Below are 22,681 nucleotides of genomic sequence, written 5' to 3'. Positions count from 1 at the left end.
CCCATCGCGTATCCCCAATGGATTTCGGGTTGCATCAAGGCGGCGACACAGCAAATGCCCAGGAGCGTACATCAGTACGTGACTGGGATGAGCGAGGAAAGCCAACACAGATGCAGCTTGAAAGACGACGGGTATATATCGCACTCGGCAGTAATTTAGCCTCCCCGCTGGAGCAGGTTAATGCTGCCGTGCAGGCGCTGGGAGAAATCCCTGACAGCCGGGTCGTTGCCGTCTCCTCCTTCTACCGCACTCCGCCATTGGGCCCACAGGATCAACCCGATTACCTCAACGCCGCCGTCGCGCTGGAAACCACCCTTGCAGCGGAAGAGTTACTCAATCACACCCAACGCATTGAGTTGCAACAGGGCCGTGTGCGTAAAGCCGAACGCTGGGGCCCGCGTACGCTGGACCTTGACATCATGCTGTTTGGTGATGAAGTGATTAACACCGAACGTCTGACCGTACCGCACTACGATATGAAAAACCGCGGCTTTATGCTGTGGCCACTTTTTGAAATCGCACCTGAACTGACCTTCCCGGACGGAACCAGCCTGCATCAACACCTCTCCCAACTCGGTGCAGCGAAACCTGCACACTGGTAAAGTAATCCTTCCCCTTTAGCGTTTACTGCTTTCGCGCCAAACGATTGCTTAAATCAATTGCCCCCCTGAATGTGACTGCTAGAATGCCGTTAAATATGACTTTCACCATCAGGAAATGTTATGAAACCGACAACAATCTCATTGCTGCAAAAATACAAGCAAGAGAAGAAACACTTCGCGACGATTACGGCCTACGACTACAGCTTCGCGAAACTATTTGCCGACGAAGGTATCAATGTGATGCTGGTGGGGGATTCACTGGGGATGACGATTCAGGGTCATGACTCTACCCTGCCAGTCACTGTTGACGATATTGCCTACCATACTCGCACTGTGCGTCGCGGGGCACCCAACTGTCTGCTGCTTTCCGATCTCCCGTTTATGGCCTACGCTACGCCAGAACAAACCTTTGCAAACGCAGCGGTTGTGATGCGCGCGGGTGCCAATATGGTCAAGATTGAAGGCGGCGCATGGCTGGTCGATACAGTGAAAATGCTGACCGAACGCGCGGTCCCGGTTTGCGGTCATCTGGGGCTGACCCCGCAGTCCGTCAACATTTTTGGCGGCTATAAGGTACAAGGCCGTGGTGATGCAGGACAAACGCTACTCGATGACGCACTGGCACTGGAAGCGGCTGGCGCTCAATTGCTGGTACTGGAATGCGTTCCAGTTGAACTGGCAAAACGCATCACCGAAGCGCTATCTATTCCGGTGATCGGTATTGGCGCAGGTAATGTGACTGATGGTCAGATTTTAGTGATGCACGATGCGTTTGGCATTACCGGCGGACATATCCCGAAATTTGCGAAGAATTTCCTTGCCGAAGCAGGCGACATGCGTGCTGCTGTGCGGCAGTATATTGCTGAGGTGGAATCCGGCGTATACCCGGGCGAAGAACATAGCTTCCACTAAATTTTCTGACGAGATGCAGGCCTGATAAGCGTAGCGCCATCAGGCGGTTCGGCGCACGTTGCCGGATGGCGGCGCAAACGGCTTATCTGGCCTACAAACCTTCAGGCAACTAAAGGAGTCAAGGTGTGCTAATTATTGAAACCCTGCCGCTGCTGCGCCAGCATATTCGCCGTCTGCGCCAGGAAGGTAAACGTGTGGCGCTGGTTCCCACCATGGGCAATCTACACGACGGTCACATGAAGCTGGTCGATGAAGCAAAAGCTCAGGCTGATGTGGTGATCGTCAGTATTTTCGTCAACCCGATGCAGTTTGACCGACCGGACGATCTGGTGCGCTACCCGCGAACACTGCAGGAAGATTGTGAGAAGCTGAACAAGCGCAAAGTGGATTATGTCTTTGCGCCGGCAGCGCTTGAGATCTATCCGCAAGGGACCGATTCACAAACCTATGTCGAGGTTCCGGGGCTGTCTACTATGCTGGAAGGCGCTAGCCGTCCAGGGCACTTCCGTGGTGTCGCAACCATCGTCAGCAAACTGTTCAATCTGATCCAGCCGGATGTTGCTTGCTTTGGCGAAAAAGATTTCCAGCAGTTAGCATTGATCCGCAAAATGGTTGCGGATATGGGTTATGACATTGAGATCGTCGGTGTGCCTATTATTCGCGCCAAAGACGGCTTAGCCCTTAGCTCACGTAACGGATATCTGACGGCAGAGCAGCGTAAAATCGCCCCAGGCTTGTACAACGTGATGAGCCGCATTGGCGAAAAATTACAGGCCGGCGAGCGCGATCTGGAAGAGATTATTGCTATTGCCGCGCAGGAGCTGAATGAAAAAGGTTTCCGTGCCGACGATATTCAGATCCGCGATGCCGACACACTGCTGGAACTGACTGAAAGCAGCCAACGCGCAGTGATTCTGGTCGCCGCATGGCTGGGCCAGGCACGGCTGATCGATAATCAAAGCGTTACATTAGCCCAGTAGACAGGGGTTAAAAATCGGGCAATACTGCCTGAGAAATTTCTCAAAGCGGGCCAGTTGCGCCTGCTTAGCCAAGGTAAACGACAGGGTATAGAAGTTATGATTCGCACCATGCTGCAAGGCAAGCTCCACCGCGTAAAAGTCACGCAGGCGGACCTGCACTACGAAGGCTCCTGCGCCATCGACCAGGATTTCCTCGATGCCTCAGGTATTCTGGAAAACGAAGCTATTGATATCTGGAACGTGACGAATGGGAAACGTTTCTCAACCTATGCGATTGCGGCTGAACGCGGCTCCAAAATCATTTCGGTGAACGGTGCGGCTGCACACTGTGCTGATGTCGGTGACATTGTGATTATCGCCAGCTTTGTCACTATGTCTGATGAAGAAGCCCGTACATGGCGCCCGAAAGTGGCTTACTTTGAAGGCGACAACGAAATGAAGCGTACCGCGAAAGCCATTCCGATACAGGTTGCGTGATGCGAATTGCGGAGACCGCATGAGTCTGGTTGTCTCCGCACATTTATCTCCTATGTAATACGGCATCATAATATATTTAATGCAGCCGTATAATATCTCATTCCCTTATCTATTGCGCACTGCCGCTATTCCGTCGAATTAATCCTTTCCTCAAACAAGCCACAACCTGCATAGCATGGCCCGGAGGGGGCTACTCACGTAATCTATTAAGGTATACCCACCAAACTTCAAATAAAACTTAATAATCTTTTTAGAAAATATAACTAAACAGGATTATATTTCACAAACATAATATTAAGGCACATAGAAAATTAAATGAATTAATTTTATCACCACTCATAAATGGATATTATATATGATTTATAAAACAACTATTGCCACCGCCTTCGCGGTAGCCACAATGGGTTCTCTTTCAGCCCAGGCTGCCGATATGGGTCTTATTACTTTTGATGGCGCAGTCACGGATACGACCTGTACCATCACAACCAATAACGGCGTTGATGCAAACAATGTCACCATATCACTCCCTGTTGTAAAGAAAAGCGATGTTGAAGGCACAACCATCGATAAAGGTGTGGGTGAAAAAGAATTCGAATTGAAGCTCACGAATTGCCCGGACGGACAAGCGACCGCCTCCGCCACCTTTACCTCACAGCAGTTTGCCGATCTCACTAACGGTACGCTAAAAAGCGACCCCACCGTGGCAGGCCACGCTAACAACGTCAACCTGGCGCTCTACAACAATGCTAGCGCAGATAAAACTCGTATTAACATCGGGCTCGCTGGCAACAATACCCAAGCCGCCGATACCAGTACTGGTGAAGGCACTCTCTCCTATCGCGTGGCCTATGTTCCCAGCGCTGACTGGGTCAAAGACACAAACGATATCACTGCTGGTAGCGTAAGCAGCAACGTGACCTTCACAATGACATATCAATAATTACTTTGATAAACAGGCGCTTATCTATCAGGAAAAGCGCCTTAGATATTTATGGATGAATATGATGAGTCTCACTAAAACCGCCCAATCTGCGCTATTGTTTGGTGCAACCTTTCTCGCATCTCATGCCGCTCTCGCCGATATAGTGATTTCCGGCACCCGTGTTATTTATCCGGAATCAGCCAAAGACGTGACGGTAAATATGGAAAACCGAGGTGGAAAACCGCTATTAGTGCAAACCTGGCTGGACGATGGCCGCGATACCACGAACCCGCAGGAACTGAAGCTTCCCTTCGTCATCACACCGCCAGTATCGCGTATTGATGCCGGAAAAGGCCAGACGGTGCGCATCACCTGGCTTGGGCAGCCGCTCGCTCAGGACAGAGAAACCATGTACTGGTTTAACGTACTTGAAGTGCCGCCAAAAGCCAAAAACGCTGAAACCCAGAATATGCTGCAGTTGGCGTTCCGTACACGTATCAAAATGTTCTTCCGTCCAAATGGATTGAAAGGCACTCCTTCAACCGCGGCGACGCAGTTAACATGGTCTCAACAGCGACAAAACAGCAAACCTGTTTTGGTTGCACACAACGATTCACCCTATTACGTCTCGCTGGCAAAAGTCACCGCTCAGTTAGGTGGCGCACCCGAAGAGGTTGAGCCGCACACTGTCGCGCCATTCAGCAGTCAGGCTATGGCATTAACTCATACCCGTTCGGCTAAAGTCGCAAAAATTACTTATGCATCTATTAATGATTTCGGTGGAGTAGAACAACACCAAGCGGTCATTAAATAACATAACAACCTGCTAGCAGTACCTCTGCTGTTAGTAACTAATGGATTAGTGAAGAGATTGTTACTGCGTAGCCCGATTTGCTTTATTTTTATCTATTTTGCTGCCCAGGATCCATCCTTTGCGGCCGATACCTCTACGCCTCAACCTTCTAATGAAGAGGTCGAATTTAACGATCAATTCTTGTTTAACACCGGTAATAATATTGATATTAGCCGCTTCTCAAAAGGCAATCCCATTATTCCTGGGACGTTCAAAACCCAACTATCGCTAAACAAAAGAAAAAAGCTGCTGACCAATTTTACCTTTAAGGACAATAATACCCCGCGAGCCACCCCCTGCTTCACCGCCAAAATACTGATGCAGATAGGGGTTAAAGCGGATGCAGTTAAAGAAAAACTAAAAGATAACGACGAAGATACCTGCATTGATATCACCAGCGCCTTTCCCGGCATGAGTTGGGATTTTGACGCCGGTACCCAAGAGCTCAACCTCAATTCGCCGCAGATTTATATCGACAGGCACCCGAATGGCTATATTGATCCTTCGCTCTGGGATGAAGGGATAGCCGCAGCCATGGTTTCGTACGATCTCAACGCCTGGCGTAACCATAGCGCAAACAGCACAACAGAAACCGCCTATGCTGGACTAAAATATGGTCTGAATTTTGGGCCGTGGCGCCTGCGTTCGCGAGGCACCCTCAACTGGGATCAGGACAGCGGCGCCGACTACGCCAGTCAGGACATTTATCTACAGCGCGACCTTACAAGGCTACATTCACAGTTGTTGCTTGGCGACTCCTATACACGTGGCGATGTATTTAACTCTTTCAACCTGCGCGGTATGCGTATTTATAACGATGACCGCATGCTGCCGGGCGGGATCTCCACGTATGCGCCCACGATTCATGGTGTCGCCAACAGCAATGCTAAAGTCACCGTGACGCAAAGCGGCAATAAAATTTATGAAAGCACCGTCCCGCCGGGCGAATTCGAAATTAGCGACCTGAGCACCGTGGGCTACGGCAGCGATCTGGTGGTTACCGTCGAAGAGTCGGACGGCAGTCAGCGTACCTTTTCCGTACCCTACTCCTCCGTCAGCCAGCTTATTCGCCCCGGCAATGCCCGCTGGGATATTGGCCTGGGTGAGCTGAATGATAGCAATTTGAAAACACGACCCAAAGTGGGCTACCTCTCAGGCTTTTACGGCTTAACGGATCTAGCCACGGGATACGCTGGCGCACAGTATGCAGATAACCATTATTTCTCCGGCCTGCTGGGGTTGGCAATCAATACACGGCTGGGAGCATTCTCATTCGATGCGACCTATTCCGATGCTGATATCAGCGGCCCGGGCCCGCTAAGCGGACAAAGCTATCGCCTCTCCTGGAGCAAGCTGATTGAGCCGACACGCACCTCTTTCAACGTCGCCGCCTACCGTTTTTCAACGGCAAACTATCTGACACTAAGCGATGCGGCCACACTCGCCGACGAAATTCAAAACAACACTGACAACGATAGTAACAGCACCTATGACAGCTATCAGCGGATGAAAAACCAGATACAAATTAACGTGAGCCAACCGCTGGCAGCAGAAAAAAAGGATTATGGTTCGCTTTATCTGACAGGAAGCTGGCAAAACTACTGGAATAGCAGCAGAACAACCGCCCAGTATTCAGTAGGTTACAACAACTCATTCAGTCTTGGCAGCTACAGTATCTCATTGCAGCGCAGCTATAACGAGTACGGCGAAAAAGACGATCGACTGTATCTCAACCCCAGTATTCCGCTGGGGACGCTGTTTAACCACGGAGAATCCACGGGCAGGTTCTCCAGCATCAACACCAGCCTGAGTTCCGACTTCAAAAAGAATTCAACGCTGAATACCAGCGCTAACGGCAATACCGAAGATTACCGCTTTAGCTACAGCATCAACGCCAGCACGACTCATGCTGATGGTAGCGACACCAAGCAAATCGGTGGATACGGTAGCTACAACAGCGCTTATGGCCCCTTAAGCCTTTCTGCCTCCGCAGCAGACGGGAGTAACCGCCAGGCCTCCTTGAGCTACAGTGGCGGCATGCTGCTGCACGCCGGCGGGCTCACGCTCGCGCCCGGCAGCATCGGTGACACCGATACGCTGGCACTGGTCAGCGCTCCCGGTGCAGAAGGTGCGCACTTAACGACCGGCGATGGCGTTATCGACGGCTCTGGCTACGCCATCATGCCGTATTTGTCTGCTTATCGGGAAAACACGGTTGGTCTTGATATCTCCAGCCTGGAATCGGATGTAGAGGTTAAAAACACCAGTACCATTGCCGTACCGCGCAGCGGTGCCGTCATTCGGGTCGATTTTGAAACCGATCAGGGCCGTTCGCTGCTGCTCGATCTGCATCGTTCAGACCACGGTTTTATTCCGCTTGGTGCAGATGTACTCAATGAACAAGGTCTTTCAATAGGCGTAGTCGGCCAGGCGGGGCAGGCTTATGTCCGCGGCGTGCAGGACAATGGCACGCTACGCGTCGTATGGGGAAATACTGCTAACAGCAGCTGTACAGTGACATATCGCATTATGGAGTCTGCACAGAAAGTGGGATTAAGCATCCTGCTGAATAACCAAACTTGCCAGATGGAATAGTTTTTACAAGGAGTGTTTTATGCAATCATCACGGTTCTTTTTCCGTATTATCATCCTGCTAACGCTGTGCGTAAGCTCGCCGTCCATGGCCAACGGTACGCTCAATCTCGACCTGACGTTCACCGCAACGCTTCGCGAGACCACCTGCGATATGACCCTTGAAGGCGGTAGCGGCGACGGCACAAACAATGTTATCCCCATCGGCAGCGGCGGGATTACCCAACTGGATAAAATCATCAACGCCGACACCTCCGCGACCACCGCGTTTAAGCTCAAAATTGTCGACTGCCCGTCAAGCTTAACCAAACTGAAAACCACCATCACCGGTAGCGCCTCCAGCATCCAAACGGCCATTAGCAATTCGGCGACCAATAACGCAGCAAGCAACGTTGGTGTCAGCATCGCCCGAGCCATTACTCCCGATCAGCCTTTTGAAATTAATGCCACCGACGAGGCCAAAACCCTACTTTGGACATCAAGCGAAATCAACGCCCAGGAAGTGCCATTAGTCGCCCGGCTCATAGAAACGGCAACAGGCAAAGGAACAACCGGTATTTTCAGCGCCACCGCAACGTTCAATTTTGAGTATGAATAACGGCAAGGAGCCCAAAAATGAAAATGTATACCCTGGCATCTTTGATCGTTGCCACCTTCCTCACCGTCGGTTACTCCTCAGTGACGCTCGCAGACATTACCGGCACTACCAGTGTTCAGGCAACGTTCACATCAACTATTGAAGCCGGTACCTGCACGGCGCAAATCCAGAGCGCCGGCGGACAAGCTATCAGCACACTCGCTTTTGGCGACGTGTTTAAATCCGATCTGGTTGCACAGACCCGCAGCGAAGCCTTCAAAATTGCATTCAGCGATTGCGTAGGCGTTAAATCTGCCAGGATCCAGGCCATTTCCGGTAGCGGCGGCGGTTGTTCCGGCCCGGATTCTGACGGCGATTCTTTCTCGGCGGGCAACGCCACTGGTTTTGAAATCTGGAAGGGGGAAGCTGGCGCAGGTACGCTCCTGAGCTGCAATAGCAAACCTGCACAGAACATCACCATTAGCAATAGCAATGTTGATGTCGAGATGAATGCCAGAATCGTGATTGCGAAGACACGAACCATCAGCGATGTCACTGCAGGCAACGTCAGCGCCCCGGTCACGTTCCTGGTGACATATCAATAGTAGATGAGGTAGGGAATCATGTTATTCACGCTGAGTAAAAAAATACGTGCGATCTTCAGCCTATCGGCGTGCCTGGCAGTCGCATGTACCTGCCGGGCCGGTGACGCAAACCTGGAGATGACCCTCAGCGCAAATATTGTTGAAAACACCTGCCAGATATCGGTTTCTGACGGCGGGCAGGTCCACCTTCCCACCGTCGGAAAAGGTTGGTTTTATAACGCTGACGGCAGTTCACGTCTATCTCCCACTGATGCCGCTGCTGGCTCAGCCTTCTCAATAAAAGTGGAAAACTGCCCGGGAGATAATATTACGGTGAATTCGCTGAAATTGAGTTTCCAGCCACAAAGCGGACAGTGGCCAACGAGCAGCAGGCAGGTATTTATCAATGAGACGCCCGTGACAGCAAACGGCGCGGATAACGTCGGTATCGTTATTTTTTCTACCGCGCACCACACCAACGTGCTCAACAGCGATGGCACCTCTGACGTGACCATTGATATACAAAACAATGCCTGGGCCGCCGAGTATGAGTTCTATGCCCGGACGCAAAATACCGGCCCGGTGAGTACAGGGAAAATAACCAGCAACGTACTGGTCAGCACCATTTATAACTAATTCAGGATGAAAGAAGGTTACCCATGTTTATTACACGGCGAACACCAGTAAGGCATAGTTATTTTCTGCTCGCCACCCTGTTAATTGCGGCGGGTCCAGCGCAAGCCGCTATTGAGTGTCGGTTTGCTAGCGGCAGCGGTGGTACGACAACACTGGTAAATGGCATATCCTCAAATAATATCCGCTGGAGCCAATCCAGTGGACCTGGGTATTCGAATGATGAGGTTTTGCTCGCGACAGTTGATTTAACGCTAAGCCCATCGCTGCAATCAACCTGTAGCCTGGGTAACGATGGCGAGGTATTAAAAGAAAAAGCTGATACAGCTTATGCCCGCGCCGCTAGCTCATATGACGATAGCGCCATTTTGTATTACACCAATATTCCAGGTGTCTATTTTACCGCCAAAATTTATTCCGATGCGGGCGGTGGCTTTTTTAAAAATACGGGGGTAGCCGCCGATAGCTGGGAGACCCTGGAAGCTGACCACAATGACGAACGCTGGAAAAACAAAACCTGGAAAGCGCTCATTCATATTTATCAGTACAACTCCGAGTTTGCCGGGAATACCCGCGGTATCACCACATTAACACCAAAAGCCAGCTTCTCACTGGGGCAAATGGCGATTGGCGACAGAACCGATAGCAATAACAAGCCCTGGACATTCAACGTTACCCCAACCAGCTTTCAGATCCCCATTATTACCACCACCTGTCAGGCCGCAGCACTCAGCGATGGCTCAACCAATATCGATCTCGGTGACTATATGCTTGCCGGTTTTAACCAATCAACACGTACTCAGGACGTTGCCGTACAGCTTAAGGGCTGCAATAACCTGTTTGGCGTTGATGTGAAAATCACCGCAAATAAAACCACGGGAAGCAGTAACGATCTACTGGGGAATACGCTTACCACCAACGCCGCCTCCGGCGTGGGCGTCAAGCTGATGTTCGGGTCAAACACGTCATTTCAGTTTATCCCCAACTCATTCGCCGAGACGCACTATAGCTTCGATACAGGCTCAAGTACCACGGCCAACGTGATCGACTTTACCGCTCAGTTGGTCAAAGACGGCAATACGATGAAGGCTGGAGAGTTCAGAGCAGCCGCCACCATATTGATGACCTACTACTGACCTAACCCTGCGGCTGGTTACTGATCAGCCGCGACATCATCTCCAGTGAATCCGTACGTAAAATATACAGCCGCTTCAGCAGCATCGGATTATCCCCCGGTTTCACCTTCCCTTTCACCGTCGTGACCGCCAGATGGAAACCGGCGTCGTTCGCCGCCTTCACCGCCGTCGCGTTATAACCGCCAAATGGATACGAAAGATAAATAACATGGGGATTAAACTGAGCAAGTGCCCGCCGCGAACGCGCAAAATCAAACAGAATATTGTGATAGCTACGACTCAGCAGAATCGGCCGATGGTTGTCATCTACCCGGTGTAAAAAATGGGTATGAGACTGGAAGTCAAAAACATCCCTGATACCGTTCAATTCAGAGATGCTCATAAACTGCAGCGATTTCGGGTCCCACTTCTGGGGGTGGCGCTTGATACGTGACGAAATGATAAATGCTGTCGCTTTCATCCCGTACTGCCTGAGGACAGGATAAGCATAACGGCTGACTGACTTCAGGCCATCGTCGAACGTCAGCACAACAGCCCGTGCAGGCAGATTCATTTTATTCTGCACGTAGCCTTCCAGTTGATACATCGTCAATGTGGTGTAACCACGATCCCGTAGCCAGGCCATTTGATTACTGAACGCACGCAAAGAAGTGGTCGTGGAGGTGTGGCGAAAGCGAGTATTCTCTTCATCACGCAGAATATGATGGTAGGTCAATACGGGAATACCGTGGTCTTCCTGTGCATCCAGCGCGCTGATATAAGCCAGCCTGCCACCAATGCGGACCTGAAACCAGGTCTGATTGAGTCGGTCTTTGAGCTTACTAATGATGGGATAGCGCAGGTTGTCCGCCAATACGCCAAACGGAGCACTCCCAACATCCGGGGCATTATAAACGGGCGTGTCTTTCCAGGTTATCAGGCTTTGATTGCTGAGCGGTTTGTTGAGGTCACCTAAACCATCGCCAACCTTTTGCCGGCCCTGAACAGGCTCCAGGTGTCCCTTATCGATAAACCCGGTACCAAAGCCAAAGGGGAATTCATAGTAGTCAGCGGCCATCGGTTCTACTGAGAGGATTTGACCGGCGCGAATATTCCCCACTGTCACCATTTTATTACCGATCTGCGCCCAAACGGCAGCCGCTTCGGTCGTTTGCATATAACGAGCAGGCAACGCCGCAGAAACGCTACCGGAGAACAGGAGCAACAGAACCAACAGAGCGCGCATCACCATATACGATAACCGAGGCGAGAAACTCCGATTATTGTAGCAAAATCGCTATAAATACCAATGATTAACACGCATACAAATCATGCAGCAATACGAAAGGTGGATTTTTCTGTTGTTGATGCCAGAGACTCGAAACGTCAGGCCCACCAAGCGCCACAATACGGTCACGAAAGGCAGAACTGCTCAAAGATTCCCGCGACAATAGCATTTGATCCAGCAATACGTAGCTGATACCGGAAATAACTTCACACTGGGGATGCTTATGACTCATCAGCGACGCGACGCGGTATGGCGCAGCGCCAGCAATGTCCGTCAGAAAGATGACGCCCTCACCAGAGTCTGTGGCATGCAAAGCATCGCACATCATCCGGCTTAACATATTCGCACTTAGCCCACGCCAAAAACTCACCGCCTGGCATTGCGCCTGCGGGCCGAACTTTTTTTCCAGACGATGCAGCATATCCTGTGCCGTATCGTCATGACAGGTAATCACCCAACCTAGCATTGCCTACCTCCTTAGCAGGCAAGTAGTTTATCAGGGTGATCAATATGTAAGGGTGATAAACATCAAAAGTTTCCTCTCCCGTTCGGGGAGAGGAAAAGGAGTTAGCTGCGCAGCCCGCGACCGCGCTGAATCAGATACCAGCACAGTAAATAAAACGCGGCGATAAACACCACCAGCACACCAAACGTCGTCACCAGCGGCACATCGTGAATGCCGAGAAAGCCGTAACGGAACCCGCTAATCATGTAGACAATCGGGTTCAGGTGCGACAGTCCCTGCCAGAATGGCGGCAGCAGCGTTAACGAATAAAAAACGCCCCCCAGATAGGTCAGCGGCGTCAACACGAAGGTCGGGATCAGACTGATATCGTCAAAGGTTTTGGCGAAAACCGCGTTCAGTAAGCCCGCCAGCGAAAACAGTACCGCCGTTAGCACCAGCGTCAGCGCCACGAAGACCCAGGAATGCACCTGGAACGGAACAAAGAACAGTGAAATGGCCGTGACCAGAATGCCAACACACAGACCGCGTGCCACACCACCGCCGACAAAACCGGCGATGATAACGTGCGTCGGTACCGGTGCAACCAGCAGTTCTTCGATATTACGCTGAAACTTGGCACTAAAAAATGACGACGCCACATTGGCGTACGAGTTGGTAATCACCGCCATCATGATAAGCCCCGGTACGATAAACTGCATGTAGCTAAAGCCGTGCATTTCACCGATCCGTGAGCCAATCAAATTACCAAAGATAATAAAATAGAGCGTCATGGTGATAACGGGCGGTACCAGGGTTTGCACCCAGATACGCATAAAGCGGTGGATCTCTTTCGCCCAGATGCTTTTCAGCGCGACCCAGTAAAGCTGCATCATGCGCGCTCTCCTTGTTTTTCATGCACCAGAGAAACAAACAGCTCTTCCAGCCGGTTCGCCTTGTTCCGCATACTCAATACCTGAATACCCTGAGCGCTCAGCTGCGAGAACACACTGTTCACCCCCTGCTCGCGCAGCACTTCAACTTCCAGCGTTGAGGTATCAACCAGACGGTATTGATAGCCTTCCAGCTTAGGTAGCGGACTTTTCGCCGCCAGATCGAGAATAAACGTCTCAGATTTAAGCTTGGAGAGCAGATTCTTCATCGAGGTATTTTCTACCAGCTCACCATGCTGAATAATACCGATATTACGGCACAGCATTTCCGCTTCTTCGAGATAGTGGGTTGTCAGAATAATCGTCGTACCTTTATCGTTTAAATCCTTCAAAAAGCCCCACATTGAGCGGCGCAACTCAATATCTACACCGGCAGTGGGTTCATCGAGGATAAGCAACTTTGGCTCATGCATCAGCGCACGGGCAATCATCAGGCGGCGCTTCATTCCGCCGGAAAGCATACGAGCCCGCTCGTTGCGTTTTTCCCACAGGTCGAGCTGTTTTAGATAAATTTCACTACGTTTAACCGCCTCTTTATGCTCAACACCGTAATAACCCGCCTGGTTCACTACGATCTGCTGCACGGTTTCAAACGGGTTAAAGTTGAACTCCTGCGGCACCAGCCCAAGCTGACGCTTGGCGTTAACCGTATCTTTATCAAGATCGAACCCGAAGACGCTTACTCGCCCGGAGGTTTTATTCACCAGCGAGCTGATAATACCGATGGTGGTGGACTTCCCCGCGCCATTGGGACCTAGCAGCGCATAGAAATCACCCGCTTCGACTTGCAAATCTATGCCACGCAACGCCTGAACGCCACCGGGATAGGTTTTTTTAAGTTGTTGAAGTTCCAGAGCAATGGTCATGGTTTTTTACTTACCTTACGTTCTGACATTTTATATATAGTTTAAATAATGCTGGAGTTACCCTATATTAGCCCATCGAATTTATCTGGCTTCGGGTTGTACAACTCCATGAAAGACATAGATACACTTATCAGCAACAATGCACTATGGTCAAAGATGCTGGTAGAAGAGGATCCCGGATTTTTTGAAACGCTGACACATGCACAAAATCCGCGTTTTCTATGGATTGGATGTTCCGATAGCCGCGTTCCCGCTGAACGTTTAACCGGTCTCGAGCCGGGTGAATTATTTGTTCACCGTAATGTGGCCAATCTGGTTATTCACACCGACCTGAACTGTCTCTCAGTGGTTCAGTATGCGGTGGATGTGCTGGAAGTGGAACACATTATTATTTGTGGCCACTATGGATGCGGCGGCGTCCAGGCAGCCATTGAAAATAAAGAACAGGGGCTGATTGATAACTGGTTGCTGCATATCCGCGATATCTGGTTTAAACACAGTTCTCTACTGGGCGAAATGCCGCAGGAACGTCGCATGGACACCCTGTGCGAACTGAATGTCATGGAGCAGGTCTATAACCTGGGCCATTCGACAATCATGCGTTCAGCCTGGAAACGCGGTCAGAAAGTGACGATTCACGGATGGGCTTACGGTATTCATGATGGTCTGCTGCGCGATCTGGACGTCACGGCAACCAGCCGCGAAACACTGGAACAACGCTACCGACAGGGGTTGTCGAACCTCAGCCAGAAGCACAGCAACCATAAGTAATATGATATTGCCGGGTGGCGGTTACACCTTACCCGGCCTACAAATCAGCGCCGTAGGCCTGATAAGCGAAGCGCCATCAGGCGCTTCAGCCCATTACTCGTCCAGCAGCACAACTTTGCCAACATACGGCAGATGGCGATAACGTTGTGCATAGTCAATGCCGTAGCCAACAACGAACTCATCTGGAATGGAGAAACCGATAAACTCGACCGGTACATTCACTTCACGGCGAGAAGGTTTATCCAGCAACGTACAAATCGCCAGAGATTTAGGTTCACGCAGGCTCAGGATTTCACGCACTTTTGACAGCGTGTTGCCGGAGTCGATGATATCTTCAACAATCAGCACGTCTTTGCCACGAATGTCTTCATCCAGGTCTTTGAGGATTTTAACATCACGTGTGGTGGACATTCCGCTGCCGTAGCTGGAGGCGGTCATGAAATCGACTTCGTGGGAGACATGCACTTCACGGCACAGGTCAGCCATAAACATAAATGAACCGCGTAACAGGCCTACCAGCACCATATCACTGCCGCTGTCCTTGTAACGCTCGTTAATCTGGCGTCCCAATTCGGCAATACGCGCTTTGATCTCCGCTTCCGGGATCATGACTTCTACAGTATGTTTCATAAAAGAAATAACTCACTGATTTTTATCAGTTAACACATCATGCAAATCGAAAGAAAGCGCTTACCTTGATACACCGACAGAGAGGCGGTGGCTCGCACTAATCACAAAACTTGCGACAGCATACAAACAATTCAGTGGGTGAAGTATACCAGCAAAGAGACCGCATTCCTCTGATAGTTAGTAAGAGAACCTGCACACGCATTCTAACGTGCACTGAATACACGAAAGCCGGGCAACGAACCCGGCTTTTAGCGTGAACAAAATCGGATTTTTTCAGGTCAGAACGTTTCCCAATGTTGATCCTGGGTAGTAGAGACAATACGCTCCTGACGTGGAGACACCTGCGGTGGTTTTCGTGCCCCGCTTACCGCCTTCTCGCGGGTAATACGAAATACCGCAACGGCCTGCCGCAACTGCTCGGCCTGTTGTTCCAGTGAGGCAGCAGCAGCAGCAGACTCCTCCACCAGCGCGGCGTTTTGCTGGGTAACGCTGTCCATTTGCGAAACCGCGAGGCTAACCTGTTCAATCCCCCGACTCTGCTCTTCAGAAGCAGACGCAATTTCACCCATGATATCGGTCACACGGGTCACCGCCGCGACAATTTCAGCCATGGTTTTACCTGCATCCGAAACCTGCTGCGATCCCATGCCTACACAGTGGGTTGAATTATCAATCAGCGCTTTGATCTCTTTTGCGGCCTGGGCACTACGGCTAGCCAGAGTCCGGACTTCACCGGCGACAACCGCAAAGCCGCGCCCCTGTTCTCCTGCTCTGGCCGCTTCTACCGCGGCGTTCAGCGCCAGAATGTTGGTCTGGAATGCAATACTGTCGATAACGTTCGTGATCTGCGCGATTTGCTGCGAGCTGTCTGCTATTTCACTCATCGTATGAACAACGGTATCAACAACACGACCACCGCGAGCGGCAGTATCAGAGGCGTTTTTCGCCAATTGGGTCGCCTGTTTCGCATTGTCCGTATTCTGCTTCACTGTCGCAGTCAACTGCTCCATGCTGGCGGCTGTTTCCTCAAGCGAGGCCGCCTGCTGCTCGGTGCGCGAAGAAAGGTCGTTGTTGCCCGAGGAAATTTCAGCGGCCCCGGTATGAATTGATTCCGAGCTATTACGTACGGCAGTGACGGTCGAAATCAGCGACTGTTGCATCTCTTCCAACCCCATCGCCAGTCTGCCCATTTCGTTGCGACCTTCAACATTAAGCTTATGGGTTAAGTCTCCACCGGTAATGACGCGAATATGCGCCATAATCTGCGCCAGCGGCTTAAGCAGGATGTGTTGCAGCCCGCTCCAGATCATACCCAGTACGATCAGCACAACCAGAACGATACCTCCCAGCGTCCACTGCATACGGGAAAAACTGAGCTGATTTTCCGCAGAAGCGTGCTGCAGCAGCGTATTATTCTCGTTTCGCCAGTGGTCATAGCTCGCTTCCATTTCATCCTGCGCTTTCTGAGCATCAAGATCGCCATAGGCCTGATAGTTATTCGCTCGCAGATACTCAATCGATAATTTCATCACTTCGTGCATCTGGCGATACTGCTTTTCCATTTCACTGGCGATCTGCGGATCTTGCCCTGTAACCTGTGGTAATCCCTGATACTGGGCGAAATAGCCTTCAGCCTTCTTCATTGAATCACTGGCGGTATTGAGCAGCGTGTTGATCGCGGCTAAAGAGGCGGGATCGCGCTGATTTTTTAAAAAGCGGATGGCGACGCGCGTCACCGTAACACGGGTTTTAATCAACGTATTGACGCTGTCACTCAGGTTTTCTTGCTGAGCGTTGAGGGTGCCTGAGTTCTGGAAATTATGCCTGTCATTGTTTACCGCAGAATAAAACAGGCTTCCCGTAACAACCTGCAGTAAACAGAAAATGGCGAGAACCAGCAGGATACCGGTAATAACACGAATATTTTTAATCACGTTTTTTCATCCATTGAACTCACATTGGGTACATGATGATTATCGGCCCCAAAGGCGATTACTTTATGTTCAATGGCAGAATATGCAGGGGGGCGCCTTCACCGGCCTACGAGAAATACCCCGTAGGCCGGGTAAGCGAAGAGACTTTGTTGTTTAAACCGTAAAACCGAGCATCATGCCGGTGTCTTCATGCTCCAGCAGATGGCAGTGCGCCATATAGGCATGTTTTTTCGGCGCGTCGTGGTCAAACTTCACCAGCACCTCGCTGACGCCACCTTCGACACGCACGGTGTCCTTCCAGCCTGCGCGATGCGTGGCCGGTGCTTTGCCATTCTCAGACAGGATGCGGAACTGCGTGCCGTGAATATGGAACGGATGCAGCATCATGTCACCCTGACCGGAAATTACCCAGCGTTCATGCTGGCCTTTCGTCGCGGCAAACATCGGTTTATTCATATCAAAGGGCAGGCCATTAATCCGATTGGCGTTGTGGAAATCAAACGACCCGCCATGTTTCATATTGCTCATATCCCCCTGCTTCATGCTGCCCATATTGCCGTGATTCATATTGCCGTGGCTCATGTTGCTGCTGTTCATATGGCCCATCATTTGCCCGTGATCCATTCCGGCCATTGCCTGATCGCCATACTTTTGCATCAGCATCTGCATGCCCATCATGTCGAGCATCGGGTCCATCGACAGTTGCAGTTTACGCACCGTCAGTCCATCCAGAGAAGGCAGGGCCGGCAGGGTGGTCAGTGTATCCGGCAGTGTCCCGGAGGCGGTAATAAGCAGCGGTTGAATACGCATCACCGGATGTGGCTTATCAAATGGCGCGATCGCCATTCCCATCTGGCTCACCGGCAGAGTGACCAAATCAAAGGCTTTTCCGTCGCTCACATCCACCAATACCTCAAAACGCTCACCCATCAGCATCGGCAGTTCAGTCACTTTTACCGGCTCAGCTAACAATCCACCATCACTGGCAATCACATACAGGGGACGGTTATCGCTGGTCGCGATATTAAGCGAGCGTGCGTTACAGCCATTCAGCAGACGCAGGCGCAACCAGCCACGTGGTGCGGCATGTTGTGGGTAAATCGCCCCATTGGTTAGCAGCGTATCGCCAAACCAACCGACGGCGGCGGTCATCATATCCAACTGGTAATTAATTTGCCCGTCAGCTGAAAACTGTTTGTCCTGAATAATCACCGGCACATCGTCGATACCCCACTGCTTTGGTAGCAGTAGTTTGCGGATCTCGTCATCTTCAATCAGTACCAACCCAGCCAGGCCCATCGCAACCTGATGTCCGGTTTTCCCATGTTGATGCGGATGGAACCAACAGGTTGCTGCCCGTTGCGCAGGAGTGAAGGTCACTGAACGCTTCCCACCTGCCGGAATAACGCCTTGCGGCCCGCCATCGACTTCTCCAGGGATTTCCAGCCCATGCCAGTGCAACGTCGTCTCTTCAGCCAGTTGATTATGGATATCCACACTCACCGCCTGACCTTTATTCAGTTTTACCGCGGGTCCGAGCATGTTACCGTTATATCCCCAGGTGGTGGCTGTTTTCCCCGCAAACGTCGACTGCCCAGCGTTCACAATCAGCTGTATGCGATTAGAAGCATCCGCAGTTAACAGGTCAGGAATGGGTAACGCAGGACGGTCAGCCGCAAAAACAGTGCGGCTCCACAAAGGTAAAGCTGACGCGACGCCCAGCGCCACGGAGTACTTTAAAAAGTCACGACGTTGCATATTCATTTCCTTATATTCAGCAGCTTAAGCAGGCTATCTTTTAAGCATAAGCCCTCCCCCTACGGGAAGGTCAAGTGAACGGCTGATAATAAAGGTCGTCGCTTCGCTCGCAGTGTGCTAACGTTTAATTTCCGTGATGCAGTGGTAGAAGCAATGAAGACGTTTTTCAGAACAGTTTTGTTCGGCAGCCTGATGGCAGTATGCGCAAATAGCTACGCGCTGAGTGAATCCGAAGCCGAAGATATGGCCGATTTAACGGCAGTTTTTGTTTTTCTGAAAAATGACTGTGGCTACCAGAATTTGCCCAACGGGCAGATACGTCGCGCACTGGTCTTTTTTGCTCAACAGAACCAGTGGGACCTCAGTAATTACGATACCTTCGATATGAAAGCACTCGGTGAAGACAGCTATCGCGATTTGAGCGGTATTGGTATTCCGGTCGCGAAAAAATGCAAAGCGCTGGCGCGCGATTCCCTGAGCCTGTTGGCTTACGTTAAATAATGTTATGCCGGATGGCACTGACGCTTATCCGGCTTATAAAGACGCATCCGGTGGTATAATTATCTCTGCTGGACGAATTCGCGGTATGCCGCCACCACCTGCAGGAAATCCTCGACGCCGCACAAAGATAAACTCTCTTCGTCGTAGTAATTCATTCCTTCTTCCATTTCATCGCCCGTGAACTCCAGTTGATTGGCGCGAACCATAACCTCTTCGCCATCCAGCCAGAGCGTATACTCATGCCCTGCCCGCTGCCAGGAACGTTCACTGCCTTTTACCGCACGCGCCGCCTGTTCCACTTCATCAAGCAAGGCCAGGTTCTCTTTCACTTCTTCATTAAACCAGTGCCCTACGACTTCATGGCCCATGGACATACGCACTAAAACCCGCCCGGTAACATCGCGCAGAAATTCGTAATCCATAATGTCTTCCTCTGCTCCCGGCAATGCGCCAATACCGCATTGCACCTTGCTGTAATTATCGCAGCAGCGCGGCAGAAAAAAAGTGTAGCGGGTATAAGGAATAGAAATAAAAATGCCCGGAGAAGTCAGCTTCTTCGGGCATTGATGCGTTTTTACGCTAAATGTGGTCGCGAATTAAACCGCAGTCTGGAAAATCACGCTATCTGCTTTCTCGGTATACTGAGAGAGCTGGTCGAAGTTCAGATACCGGTAAGTATCCACGGCCGTTTTATCTACCTGCGCCACATAGGTCTGATACTCTTCCGCTGTCGGCAGTTTACCGATCAGCGCAGCAACCGCCGCCAGCTCTGCAGAAGCCAGGTAGACGTTCGCCCCTGTACCTAAACGGTTCGGGAAGTTACGGGTTGAGGTAGAAACGACTGTCGCACCGTCTGCCACACGCGCCTGGTTACCCATGCACAGTGAACAGCCAGGAATCTCGATACGCGCCCCACTCTTACCAAAGACGCTGTAATAGCCTTCCTCGGTAAGCTGTGCCGCATCCATACGCGTTGGTGGAGCAACCCACAGACGCGTCGGCAACTGGCCTTTATGCGCATCCAGCAGTTTACCAGCGGCACGGAAGTGACCAATGTTTGTCATGCAGGAACCGATGAACACTTCGTCAATCTTCTCGCCCTGCACGTCAGACAGCAGACGCGCGTCGTCCGGATCGTTCGGTGCACACAGGATCGGCTCTTTGATATCCGCCAGATCGATGTCGATCACTGCCGCGTATTCGGCGTCAGCATCGGCTTCCAGCAGCTGCGGATCCGCCAACCATTTTTCCATACCCTGAATGCGACGCTCCAGCGTACGGCGATCGCCGTAACCTTCTGCAATCATCCATTTCAGCAGAACGATGTTAGAGCTGAGGTATTCAACGATCGGCTCTTTGTTCAGCTTGATGGTACAACCGGCAGCGGAACGCTCAGCGGACGCATCGGTCAGTTCGAATGCCTGCTCAACTTTCAGATCCGGCAGACCTTCAATTTCCAGAATGCGGCCAGAGAAGATGTTTTTCTTGCCTTTCTTCTCAACGGTCAGCAGACCTTGTTTGATCGCGTACAGCGGGATGGCATGAACCAGGTCACGCAGGGTGATACCCGGCTGCATTTTGCCTTTGAAACGCACCAGAACAGATTCCGGCATATCCAGCGGCATCACACCCGTCGCAGCCGCGAACGCCACCAGACCAGAACCCGCCGGGAAAGAGATACCGATTGGGAAACGGGTATGGGAGTCACCACCGGTACCTACGGTATCCGGCAGCAGCATACGGTTCAGCCAGGAGTGGATTACGCCATCACCCGGACGCAGCGACACGCCGCCACGGTTCATGATGAAGTCAGGCAAAGTATGGTGGGTGGTCACGTCAACGGGTTTCGGATACGCAGCGGTATGGCAGAACGACTGCATCACCAGGTCAGAAGAGAAGCCCAGGCACGCCAGGTCTTTCAGTTCATCACGGGTCATTGGGCCAGTGGTATCCTGAGAGCCCACAGAGGTCATTTTCGGTTCGCAGTACGCGCCCGGACGAATACCCTTCACGCCGCATGCGCGACCCACCATTTTCTGTGCCAGAGAGTAACCACGGTTGCTTTCCGCCACATCTTTTGCCTGACGGAATACATCACTGTGCGGCAGGCCCAGCGCTTCGCGCGCTTTGGTAGTCAAACCACGACCGATGATCAGCGGAATACGGCCACCAGCGCGCACTTCGTCAACCAGTACATCAGTTTTCAGTTCGAAGGAAGCCAGCAGTTCGTCGGTTTCATGGTTACGCACTTCGCCCTTGAACGGGTAAACGTCAATCACGTCGCCCATGTTCAGGTTGCTTACGTCCACTTCAATTGGCAGCGCGCCCGCATCTTCCATAGTGTTGAAGAAAATGGGGGCAATTTTGCCACCCAGACACAAACCACCGCCACGCTTGTTCGGTACATGAGGGATATCATCACCCATAAACCACAGCACGGAGTTGGTCGCAGATTTACGCGAAGAACCGGTACCGACAACGTCCCCCACATAGGCCAGCGGGTAACCTTTTTTCTGTAATGCTTCGATCTGTTTGATCGGGCCAACAACACCCGGCTGATCCGGCTCGATACCTTCACGGGCGTTTTTCAGCATCGCCAGGGCGTGCAGCGGAATATCAGGGCGAGACCACGCGTCCGGGGCCGGAGACAGGTCATCAGTGTTGGTTTCACCCGTCACTTTGAAGACGGTAACGGTGATTTTATCAGCCAGAGCAGGACGGTTCAGGAACCATTCGGCATCAGCCCAGGACTGCATCACCTGCTTAGCATATTCGTTGCCAGCTTTGGCTTTTTCTTCTACATCGTAGAAGTTATCAAACATCAGCAGGGTTGATGAGAGCGCTTTGGCGGCAATCGGCGCCAGTTTTGCATCGTCCAGCGCATCAATCAACGGATGAATGTTATAACCGCCCTGCATGGTACCCAGCAGTTCGATGGCTTTTTCTGGCGTGATCAGCGGAGAGGTAGTGTCACCTTTAGCGACAGCGGCGAGAAAACCGGCTTTAACGTAAGCGGCTTCATCTACACCAGGGGGAACGCGGTTAATCAACAGGTCTAACAGGAATTCTTCTTCGCCCACAGGCGGGGTCTTCAGCAGCTCGACAAGTGCAGCCATTTGGGTTGCGTCTAAGGGTTTCGGCACAATCCCCTGGGCGGCACGCTCAGCTACGTGCTTACGGTATTCTTCTAGCACGACGATATCTCCTCGCTCTCATTGTCATAATGCGGCGTTTTTGTATATGGGCGATTCTCTTCACGCTCCTGTGAGACAGCAGTTAGTAGGGTAAATG

Annotated in this window: 22 protein-coding genes; 13 read left to right on the top strand and 9 right to left on the bottom strand. The window is 51.5% G+C overall.

Going from position 1 to position 22,681, the window contains the following annotated elements; all coding sequences use genetic code 11:
- The first annotated feature begins 110 nt into the window (after positions 1–110).
- The 11 genes from folK (at position 111) to OGX95_RS20475 (ending at position 10,268) form a co-directional block, all read left to right on the top strand.
- Positions 111–602 (top strand): 2-amino-4-hydroxy-6-hydroxymethyldihydropteridine diphosphokinase, encoded by a 492-nt coding sequence (gene folK, locus OGX95_RS20525; protein WP_286630837.1) that lies wholly within the window; start codon positions 111–113, stop codon positions 600–602.
- Between the two features lie 120 nt (positions 603–722).
- Positions 723–1,514 (top strand): 3-methyl-2-oxobutanoate hydroxymethyltransferase, encoded by a 792-nt coding sequence (gene panB / locus OGX95_RS20520; protein WP_286630785.1) that lies wholly within the window; start codon positions 723–725, stop codon positions 1,512–1,514.
- Positions 1,515–1,639: 125 nt separating this feature from the next.
- Complete coding sequence (panC, locus tag OGX95_RS20515; protein WP_286630784.1) at positions 1,640–2,494, top strand: pantoate--beta-alanine ligase; 855 nt, start codon at positions 1,640–1,642, stop codon at positions 2,492–2,494.
- 96 nt (positions 2,495–2,590) lie between these two features.
- A complete protein-coding gene (gene panD / locus OGX95_RS20510; RefSeq protein ID WP_286630783.1) occupies positions 2,591–2,971 on the top strand; it encodes an aspartate 1-decarboxylase in 381 nt (126 codons plus the stop codon).
- 355 nt (positions 2,972–3,326) lie between these two features.
- Positions 3,327–3,911 (top strand): fimbrial protein, encoded by a 585-nt coding sequence (locus OGX95_RS20505; RefSeq protein ID WP_502872788.1) that lies wholly within the window; start codon positions 3,327–3,329, stop codon positions 3,909–3,911.
- A 61-nt stretch (positions 3,912–3,972) separates the two neighbouring features.
- Positions 3,973–4,707, top strand: a complete 735-nt coding sequence (locus OGX95_RS20500; protein ID WP_502872787.1) for a fimbrial chaperone — start codon at positions 3,973–3,975, stop codon at positions 4,705–4,707.
- Between the two features lie 57 nt (positions 4,708–4,764).
- The gene (locus OGX95_RS20495; RefSeq protein WP_502872789.1) at positions 4,765–7,341 is read left to right on the top strand and encodes an outer membrane usher protein; all 2,577 of its coding nucleotides are present in this window, start codon (positions 4,765–4,767) and stop codon (positions 7,339–7,341) included.
- 19 nt (positions 7,342–7,360) lie between these two features.
- The gene (locus OGX95_RS20490; protein WP_286630780.1) at positions 7,361–7,936 is read left to right on the top strand and encodes a fimbrial protein; all 576 of its coding nucleotides are present in this window, start codon (positions 7,361–7,363) and stop codon (positions 7,934–7,936) included.
- Positions 7,937–7,953: 17 nt separating this feature from the next.
- Positions 7,954–8,520, top strand: coding sequence for a fimbrial protein (locus tag OGX95_RS20485; RefSeq protein ID WP_286630779.1), 567 nt, complete (start codon positions 7,954–7,956; stop codon positions 8,518–8,520).
- A gap of 18 nt (positions 8,521–8,538) precedes the next feature.
- Positions 8,539–9,135, top strand: coding sequence for a fimbrial-like protein (locus OGX95_RS20480; protein WP_286630778.1), 597 nt, complete (start codon positions 8,539–8,541; stop codon positions 9,133–9,135).
- A gap of 23 nt (positions 9,136–9,158) precedes the next feature.
- Positions 9,159–10,268, top strand: a complete 1,110-nt coding sequence (locus OGX95_RS20475; RefSeq protein ID WP_286630777.1) for a fimbrial protein — start codon at positions 9,159–9,161, stop codon at positions 10,266–10,268.
- A gap of 1 nt (position 10,269) precedes the next feature.
- Here the strand turns inward: OGX95_RS20475 and OGX95_RS20470 are convergent, their stop codons facing one another.
- From OGX95_RS20470 to OGX95_RS20455, 4 genes are all read right to left on the bottom strand, one after another.
- Positions 10,270–11,499 (bottom strand): polysaccharide deacetylase family protein, encoded by a 1,230-nt coding sequence (locus tag OGX95_RS20470; RefSeq protein WP_286630776.1) that lies wholly within the window; start codon positions 11,497–11,499, stop codon positions 10,270–10,272.
- A 61-nt stretch (positions 11,500–11,560) separates the two neighbouring features.
- Positions 11,561–12,001: a PTS sugar transporter subunit IIA gene (locus tag OGX95_RS20465; RefSeq protein WP_286630775.1), complete on the bottom strand. Its 441-nt coding sequence runs from the start codon at positions 11,999–12,001 to the stop codon at positions 11,561–11,563.
- 101 nt (positions 12,002–12,102) lie between these two features.
- A complete protein-coding gene (locus tag OGX95_RS20460) occupies positions 12,103–12,873 on the bottom strand; it encodes an ABC transporter permease (protein WP_003829467.1) in 771 nt (256 codons plus the stop codon).
- Complete coding sequence (locus tag OGX95_RS20455) at positions 12,870–13,796, bottom strand: ABC transporter ATP-binding protein (RefSeq protein ID WP_286630774.1); 927 nt, start codon at positions 13,794–13,796, stop codon at positions 12,870–12,872. Before OGX95_RS20455 ends, OGX95_RS20460 begins: the two co-directional genes overlap by 4 nt.
- A gap of 108 nt (positions 13,797–13,904) precedes the next feature.
- Here OGX95_RS20455 and can point away from each other — a divergent pair, with 108 nt between their 5' ends.
- The gene (can, locus tag OGX95_RS20450) at positions 13,905–14,567 is read left to right on the top strand and encodes a carbonate dehydratase (protein ID WP_003018654.1); all 663 of its coding nucleotides are present in this window, start codon (positions 13,905–13,907) and stop codon (positions 14,565–14,567) included.
- Between the two features lie 93 nt (positions 14,568–14,660).
- On the opposite strand, the gene hpt is transcribed toward can, so the two are convergent.
- The 3 genes from hpt to cueO form a co-directional block, all read right to left on the bottom strand.
- Positions 14,661–15,197, bottom strand: coding sequence for a hypoxanthine phosphoribosyltransferase (hpt, locus tag OGX95_RS20445; RefSeq protein WP_003018658.1), 537 nt, complete (start codon positions 15,195–15,197; stop codon positions 14,661–14,663).
- A 278-nt stretch (positions 15,198–15,475) separates the two neighbouring features.
- Entirely contained in the window at positions 15,476–17,131 is a 1,656-nt protein-coding gene (tcp, locus tag OGX95_RS20440) for a methyl-accepting chemotaxis citrate transducer (RefSeq protein WP_286630773.1), read from the bottom strand.
- A gap of 153 nt (positions 17,132–17,284) precedes the next feature.
- A complete protein-coding gene (cueO, locus tag OGX95_RS20435) occupies positions 17,285–18,889 on the bottom strand; it encodes a multicopper oxidase CueO (protein ID WP_286630772.1) in 1,605 nt (534 codons plus the stop codon).
- Positions 18,890–19,042: 153 nt separating this feature from the next.
- On the opposite strand from cueO, the gene OGX95_RS20430 reads away from it, so the two are divergent.
- Entirely contained in the window at positions 19,043–19,390 is a 348-nt protein-coding gene (locus OGX95_RS20430) for a YacC family pilotin-like protein (RefSeq protein WP_001295568.1), read from the top strand.
- A gap of 59 nt (positions 19,391–19,449) precedes the next feature.
- On the opposite strand, the gene yacL is transcribed toward OGX95_RS20430, so the two are convergent.
- Together yacL and acnB are read right to left on the bottom strand one after the other, a co-directional pair.
- The gene (gene yacL / locus OGX95_RS20425; protein WP_286630771.1) at positions 19,450–19,812 is read right to left on the bottom strand and encodes a protein YacL; all 363 of its coding nucleotides are present in this window, start codon (positions 19,810–19,812) and stop codon (positions 19,450–19,452) included.
- Between the two features lie 174 nt (positions 19,813–19,986).
- The gene (acnB, locus tag OGX95_RS20420) at positions 19,987–22,584 is read right to left on the bottom strand and encodes a bifunctional aconitate hydratase 2/2-methylisocitrate dehydratase (RefSeq protein ID WP_286630770.1); all 2,598 of its coding nucleotides are present in this window, start codon (positions 22,582–22,584) and stop codon (positions 19,987–19,989) included.
- Between the last annotated feature and the right edge of the window lie 97 nt (positions 22,585–22,681).

This window comes from Citrobacter sp. Cu233, from assembly GCF_030332225.1.
Lineage (GTDB): Bacteria > Pseudomonadota > Gammaproteobacteria > Enterobacterales > Enterobacteriaceae > Citrobacter.
The sequence above is the reverse complement of the archived record's forward strand: the minus strand, read 5'-3'. Positions and strand labels throughout refer to the sequence as shown.